The organism is Vandammella animalimorsus (assembly GCF_002285265.1).
In the GTDB taxonomy this organism is placed as follows: Bacteria; Pseudomonadota; Gammaproteobacteria; order Burkholderiales; family Burkholderiaceae_C; genus Lampropedia.
This window is the reverse complement of the sequence record NZ_NSJB01000001.1, coordinates 516,070-532,471: the sequence shown is the minus strand read 5'-3', so window position 1 is coordinate 532,471 and position 16,402 is coordinate 516,070. Positions and strand designations below refer to the sequence as shown.

Below are 16,402 nucleotides of genomic sequence, written 5' to 3'. Positions count from 1 at the left end.
CAAAGGCTCTTGTTCAGGCCTCGCCCAGCAGGAATTGCTCGACCACGGCCAGCTGTTCGGGCTGCACCAGCGTGGGCGCATGCCCCACGCCTTCGAACTGCACCAGCTGCGCCTGCGGGCCGCGCCGGGTCATGGCCTGGGCGGTGGCGGCGCTGAGCAGATCGGACTGCGCGCCGCGCAGCAGCAGCGTGGGCAGGCGCAGCGCATCGTACAGGCTCCAAAGCACCTGCTCGCCGGCGCTGGCGGCCTCCTGAGTGAAGGATTGGTAGGGCTGCGCAATGGCCGGGTCGTAGTGCAGGGCCAGCCCGCCTGCGCCATCGCTGCGCAGCATCGGCGCCGACAGCGCCAGCCACTGCGCGTCGCTGTGCGGGCCAAAGCCCACGGCAATGCGCCGCAGGTACTCGGCCCCTTGCTGCAGGTCCGCAAAGCGCAGCGGCTGGCCCAGGTAGCTGCCGATGCGCTGCAGCGCCTGCCATTCGATGCTCGGCCCCACGTCGTTGAGCACCAGCCGCCCCAGCGGCAGCGGCAGGCTTGGCTGGGCCAGCAGCCCCAGGCCGATCAGCCCGCCCATGCTGGTGCCGACCCAATCCATGCGGGCGATGGGCTGGCCCTGCGCCTGGGCCTGTTGTGCCAGCTCGGCCAGCAGCGCCAGCATGTCGCCCACATAGGTGGGGATCTGGTAGCCGTGGGCATCGGCCAGCCAATCGCTGCGCCCGCGCCCGACCACGTCCGGGCAGATCACGCGCGCCTTGCGCCGCAGGCGCTGCGCCAGCACGTCAAAGTCGCGGCCATTGCGCGTGAGCCCATGCACGCAGACGATGAGGTGGGCATTGCCCGCATCATCGGCTGCGGGCCAATCCCAGTAGGCCATGCGATGACTTTGCGCATTGCCCGCGCCGTGCGGCCCGGCCTTGCTGGCGCCTGGGCACTGCACGTGGCGCAACTGCGCTGGCGGTGGCGCATCGGCGGCCCAGGCCGCGCGGGCGGTGCCAGTTGAGTGCTCATGCTGTAATTCGGACATGCCTTTTCCCTCCAGTCAGGGCCTTGCACAGGCTTTCGGGCAGGCCGCAGCAGCACAGCCGGCAAAGCTGCGAGAATGCGGCCTGCAAAGATTTTCCATGCCACGGCCCCGCACCAGACGGGCCGCTTCGCGCACATCCTAATTGAAATCCGCAACCTGAAATCTGCAACCGATACGGAGGCTTGTCATGCATCTCAAAGGGAAAACCGCACTGGTCACCGGCTCCACCAGCGGTATTGGCCTGGGCATTGCTCAGGTGCTGGCCGCACAGGGCGCCAACATCCTGGTCAACGGCTTTGGCGATGCCGACGCGCCGCGCCGCGCCATCGAGCAGGCCGGCCAGGCGCACGGCATCCGCACCGCCTACCACGGCGCAGACCTGAGCAAGGTGGGCGAGATCGAGGATTTGATGGCTTACGCGCAAAAGGAATTCGGCCGCGTGGACGTGCTCGTCAACAACGCCGGCATCCAGCACACCGCCCGCATCGAGGACTTCCCGCCCGAGCGCTGGGACGCCATCATCGCCATCAACCTCAGCAGCGTGTTCCACACCACGCGGCTGGCGCTGCCGGCCATGCGCCAGGCCAACTGGGGGCGCATCATCAACATTGCCTCGGTGCATGGCCTGGTGGCCTCGGTGGAGAAATCGGCCTACGTGGCGGCCAAGCATGGCGTGGTTGGACTGACCAAGGTGACTGCGCTGGAGACGGCCACCACTGGCGTGACGGCCAATGCCATCTGCCCCGGCTGGGTGCTGACGCCGCTGGTGCAAAAGCAGATCGACGCCCTGGCGGAGAAAAGCGGCATCAGCAACGAGCAGGCCCAGGCCCAGTTGCTGGGCGCCAAGGAGCCCTCGCTGCGCTTTACCACGCCGCAGGAGCTTGGCGAGCTGGCGGCCTTCTTCTGCTCGCCCGCCGGCGACAACGTCCGCGGCGTGGCCTGGAACATGGACGGCGGCTGGGTTGCCCAGTAAGAGAGCCCGTTTCAGAACCTGTTCAGAGACTCGCCGCGCTGCGGGCCGCACGTGCCAGCGCCGCACATGGACCCTTCCCGGGCCAGCCCTGCCTGGCCCTCTCTTTTTTGCTTCACTGTTTTTTCTCCCTCTCACCACCATGACCCAAGCCTTGCAAACCCTGATCGAAAACGCCTGGGAAGAGCGCGCTGCGTTCTCCCCCGCTTCCGCACCGGCCGATGTGCGCCACGCCGTCGAGGAGGTGCTGACCCAGCTCGACAGCGGCGCCCTGCGCGTGGCCTCGCGCAATGGCGTGGGCGACTGGACGGTGCACCAGTGGGTGAAAAAAGCCGTGCTGCTGTCCTTTCGCCTCAACGACAACCGCCTGATGCAGGCCGGCGAGCTGGGCTTTTACGACAAGGTGCCCACCAAGTTCTCGGGCATGTCGGCGCAGCAGCTGGCCGCCACCGGGGTGCGCGTGGTGCCGCCGGCCGTGGCGCGGCGCGGCAGCTTCATTGCCAAGGGCGCGATCCTGATGCCCTCCTACGTCAACATCGGCGCCTACGTCGATGAGGGCACCATGGTCGATACCTGGGCCACCGTGGGCTCCTGCGCGCAAGTGGGCAAGAACGTGCACCTCTCCGGCGGCGTGGGCCTGGGCGGCGTGCTCGAACCCCTGCAGGCCAACCCAACCATCATCGAGGACAACTGCTTCATCGGCGCACGCTCGGAAATCGTCGAGGGCGTGATCGTGGAGGAAAACTCCGTCATCTCCATGGGCGTGTACATCGGCCAGAGCACGCCGATCTACGACCGCACCACCGGCGAGGTCAGCTACGGCCGCATTCCCGCCGGCTCCGTGGTCATCAGCGGCTCTCTGCCCAAGGACGGCGGGCGCTACAGCCTGTACGCGGCCATCATCGTCAAGCGCGTGGACGCCCAGACCCGCGCCAAGACCAGCCTCAACGACCTGCTGCGCGATTGAAGCGCCTGCCCGCCCCTCCTCCTCAGCGGCCTCCTGGCCGCTTTTTTCAGGCTGCTTTGGAGCAGCGTCCGGCTGGATCCAAGTGGCTGTTTCACAGCGAGAATCGCTCGCAAAAAATGCCTCGAAGTGCCTGATCTCACTGGGGTAATTACCAAACAAGTTGCATAACAGCAACACTTTGAGCGGCTCTGCAAGGGCAAATGCAAATAGTGCTTAAGCATCGTGCAGGCGCGCTCGTACACTCGGCAGCGTCGATGCATTGCCAATGCCTGCCACAGGCGCGGCGCAGCAGACGAACACCGCCCCGGCCGGCCTCCCCATGCAGCCGGGCATTGTTTCAATCTTTGGGATTCCCGCCATGAAAACCTCGCACCTCTCCCTCGCCCTGATTCCCCTGCTGGCCTTCGGCGCCGCCCACGCGCAAAGCAGCGTCACGCTCTACGGCCGCATCAACACCACCGTGGAACATCAGAAGTTCCAGGGTGAAAAGGCCAGCACCGGCCTGCACAGCAACTCGTCGTACATCGGCTTTCGTGGCACGGAAGACCTGGGCGGCGGCCTGAAGGCCGGCTTCGTCTACGAGCAAAAGGTCGATTCCACCACCGGCGCAGCCACCGACGGCTTTGGCCGCCAGTCCGAGCTGTACCTGGGCGGCAACTTCGGCAAGCTGCGCCTGGGCAACTACAACTCCACGGCCTACAGCAACACCGCCGACTACATCAGCATGCACAACCACGACACCGGCTCGTCGGCCGATGCGCTGTATGCCTACATCGTGCCCAATGCCGCCAAGGTCGGCTACGTGACGCCGGAGCTGGGCGGCTTCTCGCTGGAGCTGGGCTATGGCTTTGAAGACAACCACAGCGGCAAGTCGCCCTACGACCTGAGCGTGAGCTACAAGTTCGGCAACTTCGACCTGGCCGGCGGCTTCGCCAAGCACGGCAAGGCCGAGGCCTACACGCTGCGCGCCCTGTACGCCACCGACAGCATCGCACTGGGCGGCTACCTGCAGTACGACGAGAACGGCCATGGCGCCGGCCTGGGCGATCGCCTCTCGGCCCGCCTGGCTGCGGCCTATTTCGCCGGCGCATCGGAGTTCCACGCCAACGTGGGCTGGGCCGATGCCTATGACAAGCTGGAGAAAAGCGGCGCCACCCAGTTCACGCTGGGCTACAACTACAACCTGAGCAAGCGCACCAAGCTCTACGGCTTCTACACCCGCATCGACAATGCGCGCAACGCCAGCTACGGCGGCGCACCGGCCGCTGGCAAGGACTTCAGCTCCTTCGCCCTGGGCGTACGCCACCTGTTCTGATGCGCGCGGCATTGCCCGCTTGCATGTCCAAAGCCCTGCCCAGCCGGCAGGGCTTTTTTATGGCCTGCCGCTCAGGCTCTCAATGGCTTGAAGCGGTTTGGATTCTCATGAAGACATTTCCTGCAAGTGCCGCCTGTTCTCGTCACACCCGCGAAGGCGGGTGTCCAGTCGCGACACGGACAGACAGCGCTGCCGTTTGCCAATCCCCTCTCGTGCGCAGGGTGGCGCTGGATGCCCGCCTTCGCGGGCATGACGAGAGCGACCTGCGAGATGGCGATGCCAGTCAGCGGCCAGGTTTTGGATTTGTAGGCGTTCGAGCAGAACACGCTCTAGCTGCTCAGTTGCTCGAACAGGCGCTGGTACAGCGCATAGCGGCTCGCGGCAATGGGCGGCAGGGCCTGGTGGGGGGGGGTGGCCTGCGGCGCGGCAGGCGGCGCGTCGTCGTCCTCGGCCACGGCGGCGCGCACCACGCAGCCGGGCTCATGGCGGTGGCTGCAGTTGTGAAAGCGGCAACCAGTGGCGTGGCGGCCGATGTCGGGCATCCAGCGCGGCAAGTCCTGGCGGCGGATGTGGTTCAGGCCGAACTCCTGAAAGCCGGGTGAATCCAGCACCGCTGTGCCGCTGGCGCGCTCCAGCCAGTACCAGGTCGTCACCGTGGTGGTGTGGCGGCCGCTGTTGAGGGCGCGCGAAATCTCTGCCGTCTGCGCCGCCGCATCGGGGATCAGGCGGTTGATCAGCGTGCTCTTGCCCACCCCGGAAGGGCCCAGCACCAGGGTGGCCCGGCCCTGCAGGCGCTGGCGCAGCTGGGCAAAGTCGCTGCCGCCGTGCTGGGCATCCAATTGCAGGCGCAGCACCGGGTACAGCGGCTGGGCCGGCGCGCCCGGATCCTCTTGCGGCCAGGGTTGGCGGTAGGCGCGCAGGCGCTGCCAGGCGCGCTCGAACGGGGCCTGCACGTCCTGCTTGTTCAGGCCGATGAGCACCTCGATGCCCGCGGCCTGCGCCGCCACCAGGGATTTGGCCAATTGCTCCTCGGAGAACACCGGCTCGGCCGCCAGCAGCACCAGCACCTGGTCGATGTTGGCGGCAAAGGCCTTGGTGCGCACCGCGTCCTGGCGGTAGAACAGGTTGCGCCGCGGCGCGATGGCCTCGATGCTGCCCTCCTCGTCCAGGCCGGTGGGCGCGGCCAGCCACTGCACGCGATCGCCCACCACGGCCTGGCTTTTCTTGCCGCGCGGGTGGCAGATGCGCCGCGAGCCATCGCTGGCCTCGACCACATAGTGGCGGCCATGGCCGGTCACCACCAGGCCTTGCTGCAGGCTGGACTCAGGCCGGCTCATGCCTGCCCCTGCTGGCCCAGGCGGGCCAGGCGCTCGCTGGCCGGCGGGTGCGAGTAGTGAAAGCGCGCGTACAGCGGATCGGGCGTGAGCGTGGCGGCGTTGTCCTCGTACAGCTTGAGCAGGGCTGCGGCCAGGTGCTGCGCGCTGCTGTGGCGTGCGGCGTAGGCATCGGCCTCGAACTCATGGCGGCGCGAGAGCTGGGCCCACAGCGGCTGCAGCAGCCCGCCCAGCACGCCCGCGACGATGGAAAACAGCACCAGCGCCAGCGCATTGTGGGCCTGCGGCAGCAGGCCGCCCTGGGCATCGAGCTGCGGCCTCACGCCCAGGGCCGTGAAGAATGCCGGCTGCTGCAGCAGCCAGCCCAGCGCGGCAAAGCCCAGGGCGCTGAGCAGCGCAAACAGCGCCAGGCGCTTGGCGATGTGGCGGTGCTTGAAGTGCCCCAGCTCATGGGCCAGCACGGCCTCGATCTCGCCATGGCCGAGCTTGCGCAGCAAGGTGTCGAAAAACACCACCCGCTTGGCGCTGCCCAGGCCGGTGAAATAGGCATTGGCATGGGCGCTGCGGCGGCTGCCATCCATGACGAACAGGCCTTGCGCCTTGAAGCCGCTGGCCTGCATCAGCGCGCGGATGCGCGCCTCCAGCGCCTGGTCGGCCAGCGGCTCGAAGCGGTTGAACATGGGCGCAATCCAGCTCGGGTACAGCCACAGCATGAGCAGGTTGAAGCCCATCCACAGCGCCCAGGCCCACAGCCACCACAGGCTGCCTGCGGCCTGCATCAGCCACAGCAGCGCCGCCAGCAGCGGCACGCCCAGCAGCAAGCCCAGCAAAGCCGCGCGCAGCGCATCGGCCAGCCACAGGGCCCAAGTCATTTGGTTGAAGCCGTGGCGCTGCTCGATGACGAAGGTCTTGTACAGGCTCAGGGGCAGGTTCAGCAGCGCGGAGATGGCGCCAAAGGCCAGCAGCAGGGCCAGTTGCTGGCCCAGGCCCGGCCCCATCCAGCGCAGCAGCGCCTGGTTGAGCGCGTCCAGCCCGCCGCCCAGCGTCCAGGCCAGCAGCACCAGGGCCGAGAGCGCGCCCTCCCACATGCCCAGCCGCACCGTGTCGGCCGTGTAATCGGCAGCGCGCTGGTGCGCCGCCAGTGTGATGCGCTGCGCGAATGCCGCCGGCACCTGGGCGCGGTGGCGCAGCACGTGGCGGCGTTGGCGCCAGGCCAGCCACAGCTCCAGCACGGTTTGCAACAGCAGCGCGGCCACGAAGGCCTGCGCCAGTGCGGCCAGCGGCAGCGCCCCAGGGGCGGGGGCGAGAGCACTCCAATCAGACATCGTGGCCTCCGGCAAAAAGCAAAGCGGGCATTGGCCCATGCCCGGCGTTCAGCGCCATCGCCGCCCGCGCACAAGCCACACGGCCTTGCTGCGCACGGGCCGCGAGGTTCACAGCTGGGCGTGCATCTCCTGCACCGAGATCACGTCCAGGTCGGACAGCGCCTTCATGCCCTCCACGGCCGCCTCGGCGCCGTAGATGGTGGTGAAGATGGTCACGCGGCCCTGCAGCGCGCTGGTGCGGATGGAGCGGCTGTCGGCGATGGCGTTGCGGCGCTCTTCCACGGTGTTGATGATCATGGCGATCTCGCCGTTCTTGATCATGTCCACGATGTGCGGGCGGCCTTCGGCGACCTTGTTGACGACTTTCACGGCCAGGCCTTCGGCCTCGATGGCGGCGGCGGTGCCGCGCGTGGCCACCAGCTCGAAGCCCATGGCCAGCAGGTCGCGGGCGATGGCCACGGCGCGCGGCTTGTCGCTGTCGCGCACCGTCAGGAACACGGTGCCGCTGGCGGGCAGGCGCTCACCCGCGCCCATCTGGGCCTTGGTGTAGGCCTCGCCAAAGGTCTTGCCCACGCCCATGACCTCGCCGGTGGATTTCATCTCGGGGCCGAGGATGGTGTCCACGCCAGGGAACTTGACGAAGGGGAACACCGCCTCCTTGACGCTGAAGTACGGCGGCGTGACCTCCCCGCCCACGCCCTGCTCGGCCAGGCTTTGGCCGGCCATGCAGCGCGCGGCGATCTTGGCCAGCGGCAGGCCGGTGGCCTTGCCCACGAAGGGCACGGTGCGGCTGGCGCGGGGGTTGACCTCCAGCACGTAGATCACGTCTTTCTTCTGCCCGCCCTCTTCCTTTTCCTGGATGGCGAACTGCACGTTCATCAGGCCCACCACGTTCAGCCCTTCGGCCATGGCGCGGGTCTGGCGCTTGAGCTCTTCGATGGTCTCGGCGCTGAGGTAGTACGGCGGCAGCGAGCAGGCCGAGTCGCCCGAGTGCACGCCCGCCTGCTCGATGTGCTCCATCACGCCGCCGATGAGCACCTGGCCGCTGGCGTCGCGCACGGCGTCCACATCGCACTCGATGGCGTTGGAGAGGAAGCTGTCGAGCAGCACGGGCGAGTCGTTGCTGACCTGCACGGCCTCGCGCATGTAGCGCTCCAGCCCGGCCTGCTCATGCACGATCTCCATCGCGCGCCCGCCCAGCACGTAGCTGGGGCGCACCACCAGCGGATAGCCCAGCTCGGCGGCCTTTTCCAGCGCCTCGGCCTCGGTGCGGGCCGTGGCGTTGGGCGGCTGGCGCAGGCCCAGTTGGTGCAGCAGTTGCTGGAAGCGCTCGCGGTCCTCGGCGGCGTCGATCATGTCGGGCGTGGTGCCGATGATGGGCACGCCGGCCTTCTCCAGGCCCAGCGCCAGTTTCAGCGGAGTCTGCCCGCCGTACTGCACGATGACGCCGGCGGGCTTTTCCTTGTCCACGATTTCCAGCACGTCTTCAAGCGTCAGCGGCTCGAAGTACAGGCGGTCGCTGGTGTCGTAGTCGGTGGAGACGGTCTCGGGGTTGCAGTTGACCATGATGGTTTCGTAACCATCCTCGCGCATGGCCAGCGCGGCGTGCACGCAGCAGTAGTCGAACTCGATGCCCTGGCCAATGCGGTTGGGGCCGCCGCCGAGCACCATGATTTTTTTCTTGTCGGTGGGCTGGGCCTCGCACTCCTCGTCGTAGCTGGAGTACATGTAGGCGGTGTTGGTGGCGAACTCGGCCGCGCAGGTGTCCACCCGCTTGTACACCGGGCGCACGCCAAGCTGGTGGCGGCGCGCGCGCACGGCGTGCTCGTCGGTGTGCAGCAGCTTGGCCAGGCGGCGGTCGGAGAAGCCTTTTTGCTTGAGCGCGCGCAGCGTGGCCTCATCCAGCGCGGCCAGGGCCTGCTGGCCCTTTTCGGCGTAGAGCTTGTCCAGATCCAGCTCGATGCGCACGATTTGCTCGATCTGCACCAGGAACCACTTGTCGATCTTGGTGATGGCGTGCACTTCGTCCAGCGACCAGCCCGCGGCAAAGGCGTCGCCCACGTACCAAATGCGCGAGGGGCCGGGCTCGCCCAGCTCGCGCTCGAGGATTTCGCGGTCCTGCGTTTTCTCGTTCATGCCGTCCACGCCCACTTCCAGGCCGCGCAGGGCCTTCTGGAAGGACTCCTGGAAGGTGCGGCCCATGGCCATGACCTCGCCCACGCTCTTCATCTGCGTGGTCAGGCGGTCGTCGGCCTGGGGGAATTTCTCGAACGCAAAGCGCGGCACCTTGGTGACCACGTAGTCGATGCTCGGCTCGAAGCTCGCCGGCGTGGCGCCGCCGGTGATGTCGTTCTTCAGCTCATCGAGCGTGTAGCCCACGGCCAGCTTGGCCGCGACCTTGGCAATCGGAAAGCCCGTGGCCTTGGAGGCCAGCGCCGAGGAGCGGCTCACGCGCGGGTTCATCTCGATCACGATCATGCGCCCGTCCTTGGGGTTGACGGCGAACTGCACGTTGGAGCCGCCCGTGTCCACGCCAATCTCGCGCAGCACCGCCAGGCTGGCGTTGCGCATGATCTGGTACTCCTTGTCGGTCAGCGTCTGCGCCGGCGCCACGGTGATGGAGTCGCCCGTGTGCACGCCCATGGGGTCCAGGTTCTCGATGGAGCAGACGATGATGGCGTTGTCGGCCTTGTCGCGCACCACCTCCATCTCATATTCCTTCCAGCCCAGCAGCGATTCTTCAATCAGCAGCTCGCTGGTGGGTGAGGCCTCCAGGCCGCGCTTGGCGATGGTCTCGAACTCCTCGGCGTTGTAGGCCACGCCGCCGCCCGTGCCGCCCAGCGTGAAGCTGGGGCGGATGATGGTCGGGAAACCCACCGTCTTTTGCACTTCCCAGGCCTCGGCCATGCTGTGGGCAATGCCGCTGCGCGCTGAGCCCAAGCCAATGCGCGTCATCGCGTCCTTGAACTTCTGGCGGTCCTCAGCCTTGTCGATGGCCTCGGGCTTGGCGCCGATCAGCTCCACCCGGTATTTGTTGAGCACGCCGTTGCGCCACAAATCCAGCGCGCAATTGAGCGCCGTCTGCCCACCCATGGTCGGCAAGATGGCGTCGGGCCGCTCCTTGGCGATGATTTTCTCCACCGTCTGCCAGTTGATGGGCTCGATGTAGGTCACATCCGCCGTGGCCGGGTCGGTCATGATGGTGGCCGGGTTGCTGTTGATGAGGATGACCCGGTAGCCCTCCTCGCGCAGCGCCTTGCAGGCCTGCACGCCGGAGTAGTCGAACTCGCACGCCTGCCCAATGACGATGGGGCCTGCGCCGATGATGAGGATGGATTGGATGTCGGTTCTTTTGGGCATAACTCGGGGGACTCACTAGAGACAAAACGGCAGGCCGGGCCAAGGCCTGGGCATGGCAACGCCGGCGGGCACAGAAAAGGCGGTTGTCGAAACCGCCCGCCGCTGCAGCCAGGCCGCGCGATCCGCGCTGCGCGCCTGCACTGGCCCACTGCCTGCTGCTGCAGCGAACATCAGGCCGTGCCGCTGATGGTGCGCGACTGGATGTGCGCCAGCAGCTTTTCCAGGCGCTCGGGTTGCACTTTCTTTTGCATCAGCTGCAGCATGCCCTCGCCTTCGGCGATGGGGCGCAGCACGTCGACCTCGGCCGGGTAGAAATTCACATCCCAGTCGAGCAGCTCCTGCTCGAACTCTTCATCGCTCCAGTTCTTGCCCTTGGCAATGAAGATCACCAGCGGCATGGCCTTCTTCTCGATGAAGGCCTTTTTGTAGGGCTTTTGCGCCCAGCGCTCGGAAAACCACTCGCGCGCGCCGGGCTCCAGCGTCAGCATGCGCTTGGCGATGGCCTTTTCCAGGGCCGTGGCAGGAAAGCTGAAGAGTTTCATGGATCAGATGCTCGGATCAAGTCGTGGATGAAAGGCCAGCACCGCAGCCTTTGCTGCCAGCCCGCACTCACGCAGCCTGGCGGCGCATGAGCTGAATGAAATGGTCGAAAAGATAGGCGATGTCGTGCGGGCCGGGCAAGGCCTCCGGGTGGCCCTGGAAGCAGAACGCGGGCTTTTCGGCATGGGCCAGGCCCTGCACCGTGCCATCGAACAGGCTGGTGTGCGTCACCCGCACCGTAGCCGGCAGCGACTGGGCATCGACGGCAAAGCCGTGGTTCTGGCTGGTGATGCTCACGCGGCCGCTGTCATGGTCCTTGACCGGGTGGTTGCCGCCATGGTGGCCGAACTTCATCTTGTAGGTCTTGCCGCCCAGCGCCAGCGCCATGATCTGGTGGCCCAGGCAGATGCCAAAGGTCGGCAGGCCGCTGTCGATGGCGCGGCGCGCGGCCTCGATGGCGTAATCGCAGGGCTCGGGATCGCCCGGCCCGTTGGAGAGGAACACGCCGTTGGGCTGCAGGGCCTGCACTTCCTCGAACGGGGTCTTGGCTGGCACCACCGTCACCCGGCAGCCCTTGTCGGCCAGGATGCGCAGGATGTTGCGCTTGACGCCAAAGTCGTAGGCCACCACGTGCAGTTTGGGCTCGGCCTGCTGGCCATAGCCCTGGCCCAGCACCCAGGAGGTCTGCGTCCACTCATAGGGCTTGTCGGTGCTCACGCGTTGCGCCAGATCCAGGCCACTCATGGACGGCGCGGCCTGGGCCTGCGCGCGGGCCTGGGCAATCGCCTCCGGCGTGGCCTGCCCGCCAGCGGGCAAGGCCATGATGCAGCCGTTTTGCGCACCGTTTTCACGCAGGTGGCGCGTCAGGCGGCGCGTATCGATGTTGGCAATGGCCACCACGCCACGGCGGCGCAGGAACTCCTGCAGCGATTGCGTGCTGCGGAAGTTGCTGGCCAGCAAGGGCAAATCCTTGATCACCAGGCCGGCCACGAAGGTCTGGGTGGACTCGTCGTCCTCCTCATTGGCGCCGCAGTTGCCGATGTGGGGGTAGGTCAGCGTCACGATCTGCTGACAGTAGCTCGGGTCGGTGAGGATTTCCTGATAGCCCGTCATCGAGGTGTTGAACACCACCTCGCCCACCGTGGCGCCCTCGGCCCCGATGGCATTGCCCGTGAACACCGTGCCGTCGGCCAGCACCAAAAGCGCAACAGGGAAATCCCCTTGCTGTAGAGACAAAAGCACGCAATCACCTCAAAAAGGATTCGTCAGGCCCCGCCCTGCCTGTGCATTTTTCGATCCGGCAGCAGCGCCCAAAAAGGCCGCAGGCAAGGCGCAGCCAGGCGGCCAAACAGGCCAGATCAGAACGGGTGAGATAAACCGGCTGAGTATAACTGAAGGCCCTGCCCCCAAGGCCCGCGCGCAGTGGCCTGCAGCGGTTTCGCTGGGCGCGGTTTCGCCCTGCCTCAGCCCACCTGCTGCAGCCATTGGCACAGCTGCAGCAAATCGGCCGCCTGCGGCGGCAGCGGCCCGGCTTCGGCCGGCCAGCTCTTGCCTTCACGGTTGAGCCAGAACGCCTGCATGCCGGCATTGCGCGCCCCGGCCACGTCCAGCAGCGGGTCATCGCCCACGTGCAGCACGGCCTGCGGCGGCAGCCCAAGGCGCTGCGCGCCCAGCCTGAAGATGCGTGCATCGGGCTTGGCATGGCCAGCCTCGCGCGCCGGCAGGCTGGCGGCAAAACAGCGGCCAATGGGCATGGCCAGCACATCGGCATTGCCATTGCTCAGCGCCAGCAGCGGGTAGCGCGCCGCCAGCCAGTCCAGCGCCTGGGCCACCTCGGCAAACGGCTGCACCCGCTGGCGCGCGGCAAAAAAGACCTCGAAAGCCTGCTGCGCGCGCTGCGGCGCGGCCTGCTCGCCAGCGGCCTGCATGGCCAGGGCAATGGTTTGCAGGCGCAGAAACGACAAATCGTGGGCCCGCTGCGGATGGGCCGCCTCGACCTGCGCGCGCCAGGCCCGCGCCGCCCCCGGCTCGGCCCAACGCCGCGCCGCCGCCGGGGTGTGCGCCTGCATCCAGGCCAGCAACTCGGCCTCGGCCTGCTCGATGGCCGGCCAGACGGGCCAGAGCGTATCGTCCAGATCCAGCGAAATGGCCTGGATGCGCGCCGCCTGTGCTGGGGTTGGGTTGGCCTGGGCAGGATTCAGACTCGGTTGCGCTGTGATGAAGCTGAACGTCATATGTATTGAGAAATTCTTTCAGGCCTGAAATTTTTCCTTCAAGTCAGCATTTTGAGTTTTCCCCAGTTTTTCTCGAAGCCTGGTACAGCGAAAAAATCCACTGCTTTTCCGCAAGCCGAGGGTAGTTGATTTCATAAAGCTTCATGGTAAACAAAGGGTCTTTCAATCCGAGTCGCTCATTCATTCGCTGATCACATATAAATTCATGTATTTCCCACCACTTCTTCAATTCGTACTCATAAGCTATTTGATTGCTTCTATTATAGAGAGACATGAAGCGCTTGATGAACTCCGGCTCCAGGGCGCCAATAGAAATCTCAACTCCCCACATCGACTCCCGCCATTGAGAAATATTGTTTCGCGCCAAAAAAGACCGGGGCGCATAGAATGCAGTCGACAGCTTGCCCTTGGAGTCTTGCTCGGTCTCATAATTGCAAATTTCCATGTAAACAAGCTCCTCATCAGGATCGTCCTTGGCCAATAATTCAGCCATCCTGCGCTTGGCATATTTTAACGCCTCCACGCCAATTTCGACTCCCCAAAATTTGACAACCACCTTATTCAGACAGTCAGACTCTTTATAAAAGTCGATGAATTTTGCCGCCTCATCTGTCGGCGGCTTTTCTTCGAAAGGGGAATACCACCCAATCCAGGCCTGGCGAATCCATAGCGCCCCTTCATAAGCAGAATAAGAGGAGCTGATGCACTCGCCCTGAGGCGTCCAACTTAACCTTAACATTCTCCTTTCGTCAAGATTAAACTTCTCTCGAATGGCCTGCAGCTCCTTTGCAATCCGGTCTTCCTGCTCCTTACCTATATTGAATATGATGGGCTTTTGCAATTCCTGATCTGGAAGGTAAGGTCCCCAAAAAGGCGTCAACTCCTCCAAAAACTCATGCCGCATGTCCGGATAAGGAGGAGAAACCAAGCCATAAAGCCCCATAGAAAATGGCGGATCCTTCAACCCAAGCTTTTGATTCAGGGATTGATGACGAATGAACCCATCAATCTCCTTCCACTTCTCAAAAGCATATTCATGAACCATTTGATAATATTGGGAAGATATTCTCCTGCATTGCAAAAGAAGCTTGCACCCAACCTGATTGGCGGAAACCACGATCGCACCAGTGCAGCGCCCCGATGAGCTATTGGGAAAAACAAATCTTTTGGGCGCAAAGAAATAAAAATTACCAGCCGCACTCATGGACTCATCCACATCCGACATGATAAAAAAGCAAATCCTCTCCCCCGGATAATCTGAAGAGAAAATATCCTGCAACTTTTTCTTGGCAAGCGCAACCCCTCTGGCCATGATGTATCTAGACCATACCTTATAGGCAACAACATTCAATGAAGAGGCTCGCTTCATCTGGATGATCCAAGGATTTGACCCTTCTTCCGGACATGGCTTGGGGCGAGTGATTTTGGGTGTTTGCTCCCATATCTCCCCATTTTTCAAAAAATACAAACCTCCCACACAATCCGGCAAATCAAACTCCCTCTGAATGGTTTGCAAGGCAGGCATGACATCATTTTCTTCATCTTCACGCATAGGAACCTCAAAATAAATTAGAGCAGTCCATCTTTCAAGAAAGCATCCTCTGTAAAACAGCGATGAGCGCAAGCCCCATTGCATTGGCAATGCAGGCCAATGATTCTAGAACCTGTTCAAAATTTCAGCGCGGTTGGGCAAGAAATGGTTTGAGATGGGCTGCAAGGCGCAAACACCAGCCGGCGCAATCAGGCCAGGTGGCCCTGAGAGGCTTTGCAGGGCAGCAGGCGCCCTGATCACTGGATTGCCATTTTGAGCAGGTTCTTCGCTCCCTGGCGCCTGGCCGCGCGCTTGCCTGGTCACCCTCTCCTGCCTCAGCCCTGCCGTTGGCAAGAGCGCCCGATGTCAAGCACCCGGCCCACGCAGCCGCTGGCCCGCCCGCGGCGGGCCGATAATCGCGCCCCATGAATCCGCGCCTTCAATCCCTGCACCCTTATCCGTTCGAGCGCCTGCGCCAGTTGTTTGCCGGTGTTGCGCCCAATGCGGCGCTGGCGCCCATCAGCCTGGGCATTGGCGAGCCGCGCCATGCCACGCCGCAGCTGGTGCTCGATGCCTATGCCCAGGCCCTGCACAGCCCGGGCCTAGCCAGCTACCCGGCCACGGCGGGCACGCCGGCGCTGCGCCAGGCCTGCGCGCAGTGGTTGCAGCGCCGCTATGGCGTGCAGGCCGATGCCGAGCGCGAGGTGCTGCCGGTCAACGGCTCGCGCGAGGCGCTGTTTGCGCTCACCCAGGCCGTCGTCGATCCGGGCGATGCGCAGGCCATCGTCGTCTGCCCCAACCCCTTCTACCAAATCTACGAGGGCGCGGCGCTGCTCGCGGGCGCGCAGCCGTATTACGCCAACAGCGATCCGGCGCGCAATTTCGCCGTGGATTGGGATGCCGTGCCCGAGGCCGTCTGGCAGCGCACGCAGCTGGTGTTCACCTGCTCGCCGGGCAACCCCACCGGCGCGGTGATGCCGCTGGCCGAGTGGGACAAGCTCTTTGCGCTGAGCGAGCGGCACGGTTTCGTCATCGCCAGCGATGAGTGCTACAGCGAAATCTATTTTCAGGATGAAGCGCCGCTGGGCGCGTTGCAGGCGGCGCGCCAGCTCGGGCGCGATTGGCAGCGCCTGGTGATGCTCACCAGCCTGTCCAAGCGCAGCAATGTGCCGGGCATGCGCAGCGGCTTCGTGGCCGGCGATGCGGGCATCCTGCAGCAGTTCTTGCTCTACCGCACCTACCACGGCTGCGCCATGGCCCCGCCGGTGCAGGCCGCCAGCATCGCCGCCTGGGGCGATGAGGCGCACGTGGCGCACAACCGCCAGCTCTACCGCGAAAAGTTCGCCCAGGTCACGCCCGTGCTGCAGTCCGTGCTGGACGTGCGCCTGCCCGATGCGGGCTTTTACCTGTGGGCCGGCATCCCGCCGCATCTGGGCCTGAGCGATGCGCAGTTCGCCCGCGCGCTGTATGAACAGCAGGCCGTCACCGTGCTGCCCGGCAGCTATCTGGCGCGCGAGGCCGCGGGCACCAACCCGGGCGCAGGCCGCGTGCGCATGGCGCTGGTGGCCGAGACCGCCGAGTGCCTGGAGGCCGCCCGGCGCATCGCCGCCTTCGTGCGCAACCTGCAGGGCTGATCTGATGCCCTGTCGATCCTGATGCCCTGCATGATGCCCCTGTGTTGAACGGGCCCTGAAACCGCCCGTTGCCTTTACTGCCTTTACCATTGGCGGCTTTTGCTTTTGTTGTGTAGTGGCAGCGCCCTGCGGCATCCAGGCCGCCGCGCGCCGCCGCCACAGCAGTCCAGC

Annotated in this window: 12 protein-coding genes; 4 read left to right on the top strand and 8 right to left on the bottom strand. The window is 65.0% G+C overall.

The features are described 5' to 3' along the window. Positions 1-13 precede the first annotated feature (13 nt). A complete protein-coding gene (locus CK625_RS02315) occupies positions 14-1,021 on the bottom strand; it encodes an alpha/beta fold hydrolase (RefSeq protein WP_095538626.1) in 1,008 nt (335 codons plus the stop codon). A gap of 187 nt (positions 1,022-1,208) precedes the next feature. Here CK625_RS02315 and CK625_RS02310 point away from each other — a divergent pair, with 187 nt between their 5' ends. From CK625_RS02310 to CK625_RS02300, 3 genes are all read left to right on the top strand, one after another. After that, entirely contained in the window at positions 1,209-1,994 is a 786-nt protein-coding gene (locus tag CK625_RS02310) for a 3-hydroxybutyrate dehydrogenase (RefSeq protein ID WP_095538625.1), read from the top strand. 139 nt (positions 1,995-2,133) lie between these two features. Beyond that, the gene (dapD, locus tag CK625_RS02305) at positions 2,134-2,958 is read left to right on the top strand and encodes a 2,3,4,5-tetrahydropyridine-2,6-dicarboxylate N-succinyltransferase (protein ID WP_095538624.1); all 825 of its coding nucleotides are present in this window, start codon (positions 2,134-2,136) and stop codon (positions 2,956-2,958) included. A 358-nt stretch (positions 2,959-3,316) separates the two neighbouring features. Next, on the top strand, positions 3,317-4,273 hold the full coding sequence (locus tag CK625_RS02300; protein ID WP_095539040.1) for a porin: 957 nt from the start codon (positions 3,317-3,319) through the stop codon (positions 4,271-4,273). Between the two features lie 329 nt (positions 4,274-4,602). Here the strand turns inward: CK625_RS02300 and rsgA are convergent, their stop codons facing one another. From rsgA to CK625_RS02265, 7 genes are all read right to left on the bottom strand, one after another. Further along, positions 4,603-5,610, bottom strand: coding sequence for a ribosome small subunit-dependent GTPase A (gene rsgA, locus CK625_RS02295; RefSeq protein WP_095538623.1), 1,008 nt, complete (start codon positions 5,608-5,610; stop codon positions 4,603-4,605). Continuing rightward, on the bottom strand, positions 5,607-6,932 hold the full coding sequence (locus CK625_RS02290; protein ID WP_095538622.1) for a M48 family metallopeptidase: 1,326 nt from the start codon (positions 6,930-6,932) through the stop codon (positions 5,607-5,609). Before CK625_RS02290 ends, rsgA begins: the two co-directional genes overlap by 4 nt. Before the next feature lie 108 nt (positions 6,933-7,040). Further along, positions 7,041-10,292, bottom strand: coding sequence for a carbamoyl-phosphate synthase large subunit (gene carB / locus CK625_RS02285; protein WP_095538621.1), 3,252 nt, complete (start codon positions 10,290-10,292; stop codon positions 7,041-7,043). Positions 10,293-10,462: 170 nt separating this feature from the next. After that, a complete protein-coding gene (locus CK625_RS02280; RefSeq protein WP_095538620.1) occupies positions 10,463-10,834 on the bottom strand; it encodes a hypothetical protein in 372 nt (123 codons plus the stop codon). A 67-nt stretch (positions 10,835-10,901) separates the two neighbouring features. After that, on the bottom strand, positions 10,902-12,074 hold the full coding sequence (carA, locus tag CK625_RS02275; RefSeq protein ID WP_172425062.1) for a glutamine-hydrolyzing carbamoyl-phosphate synthase small subunit: 1,173 nt from the start codon (positions 12,072-12,074) through the stop codon (positions 10,902-10,904). 221 nt (positions 12,075-12,295) lie between these two features. Next, on the bottom strand, positions 12,296-13,066 hold the full coding sequence (locus CK625_RS02270; protein WP_095538618.1) for an HAD family hydrolase: 771 nt from the start codon (positions 13,064-13,066) through the stop codon (positions 12,296-12,298). Positions 13,067-13,109: 43 nt separating this feature from the next. Then, positions 13,110-14,618: a hypothetical protein gene (locus CK625_RS02265; protein WP_143326144.1), complete on the bottom strand. Its 1,509-nt coding sequence runs from the start codon at positions 14,616-14,618 to the stop codon at positions 13,110-13,112. Between the two features lie 404 nt (positions 14,619-15,022). Here CK625_RS02265 and dapC point away from each other — a divergent pair, with 404 nt between their 5' ends. Further along, positions 15,023-16,231, top strand: a complete 1,209-nt coding sequence (gene dapC, locus CK625_RS02260) for a succinyldiaminopimelate transaminase (RefSeq protein ID WP_095538616.1) — start codon at positions 15,023-15,025, stop codon at positions 16,229-16,231. Positions 16,232-16,402: the final 171 nt, after the last annotated feature.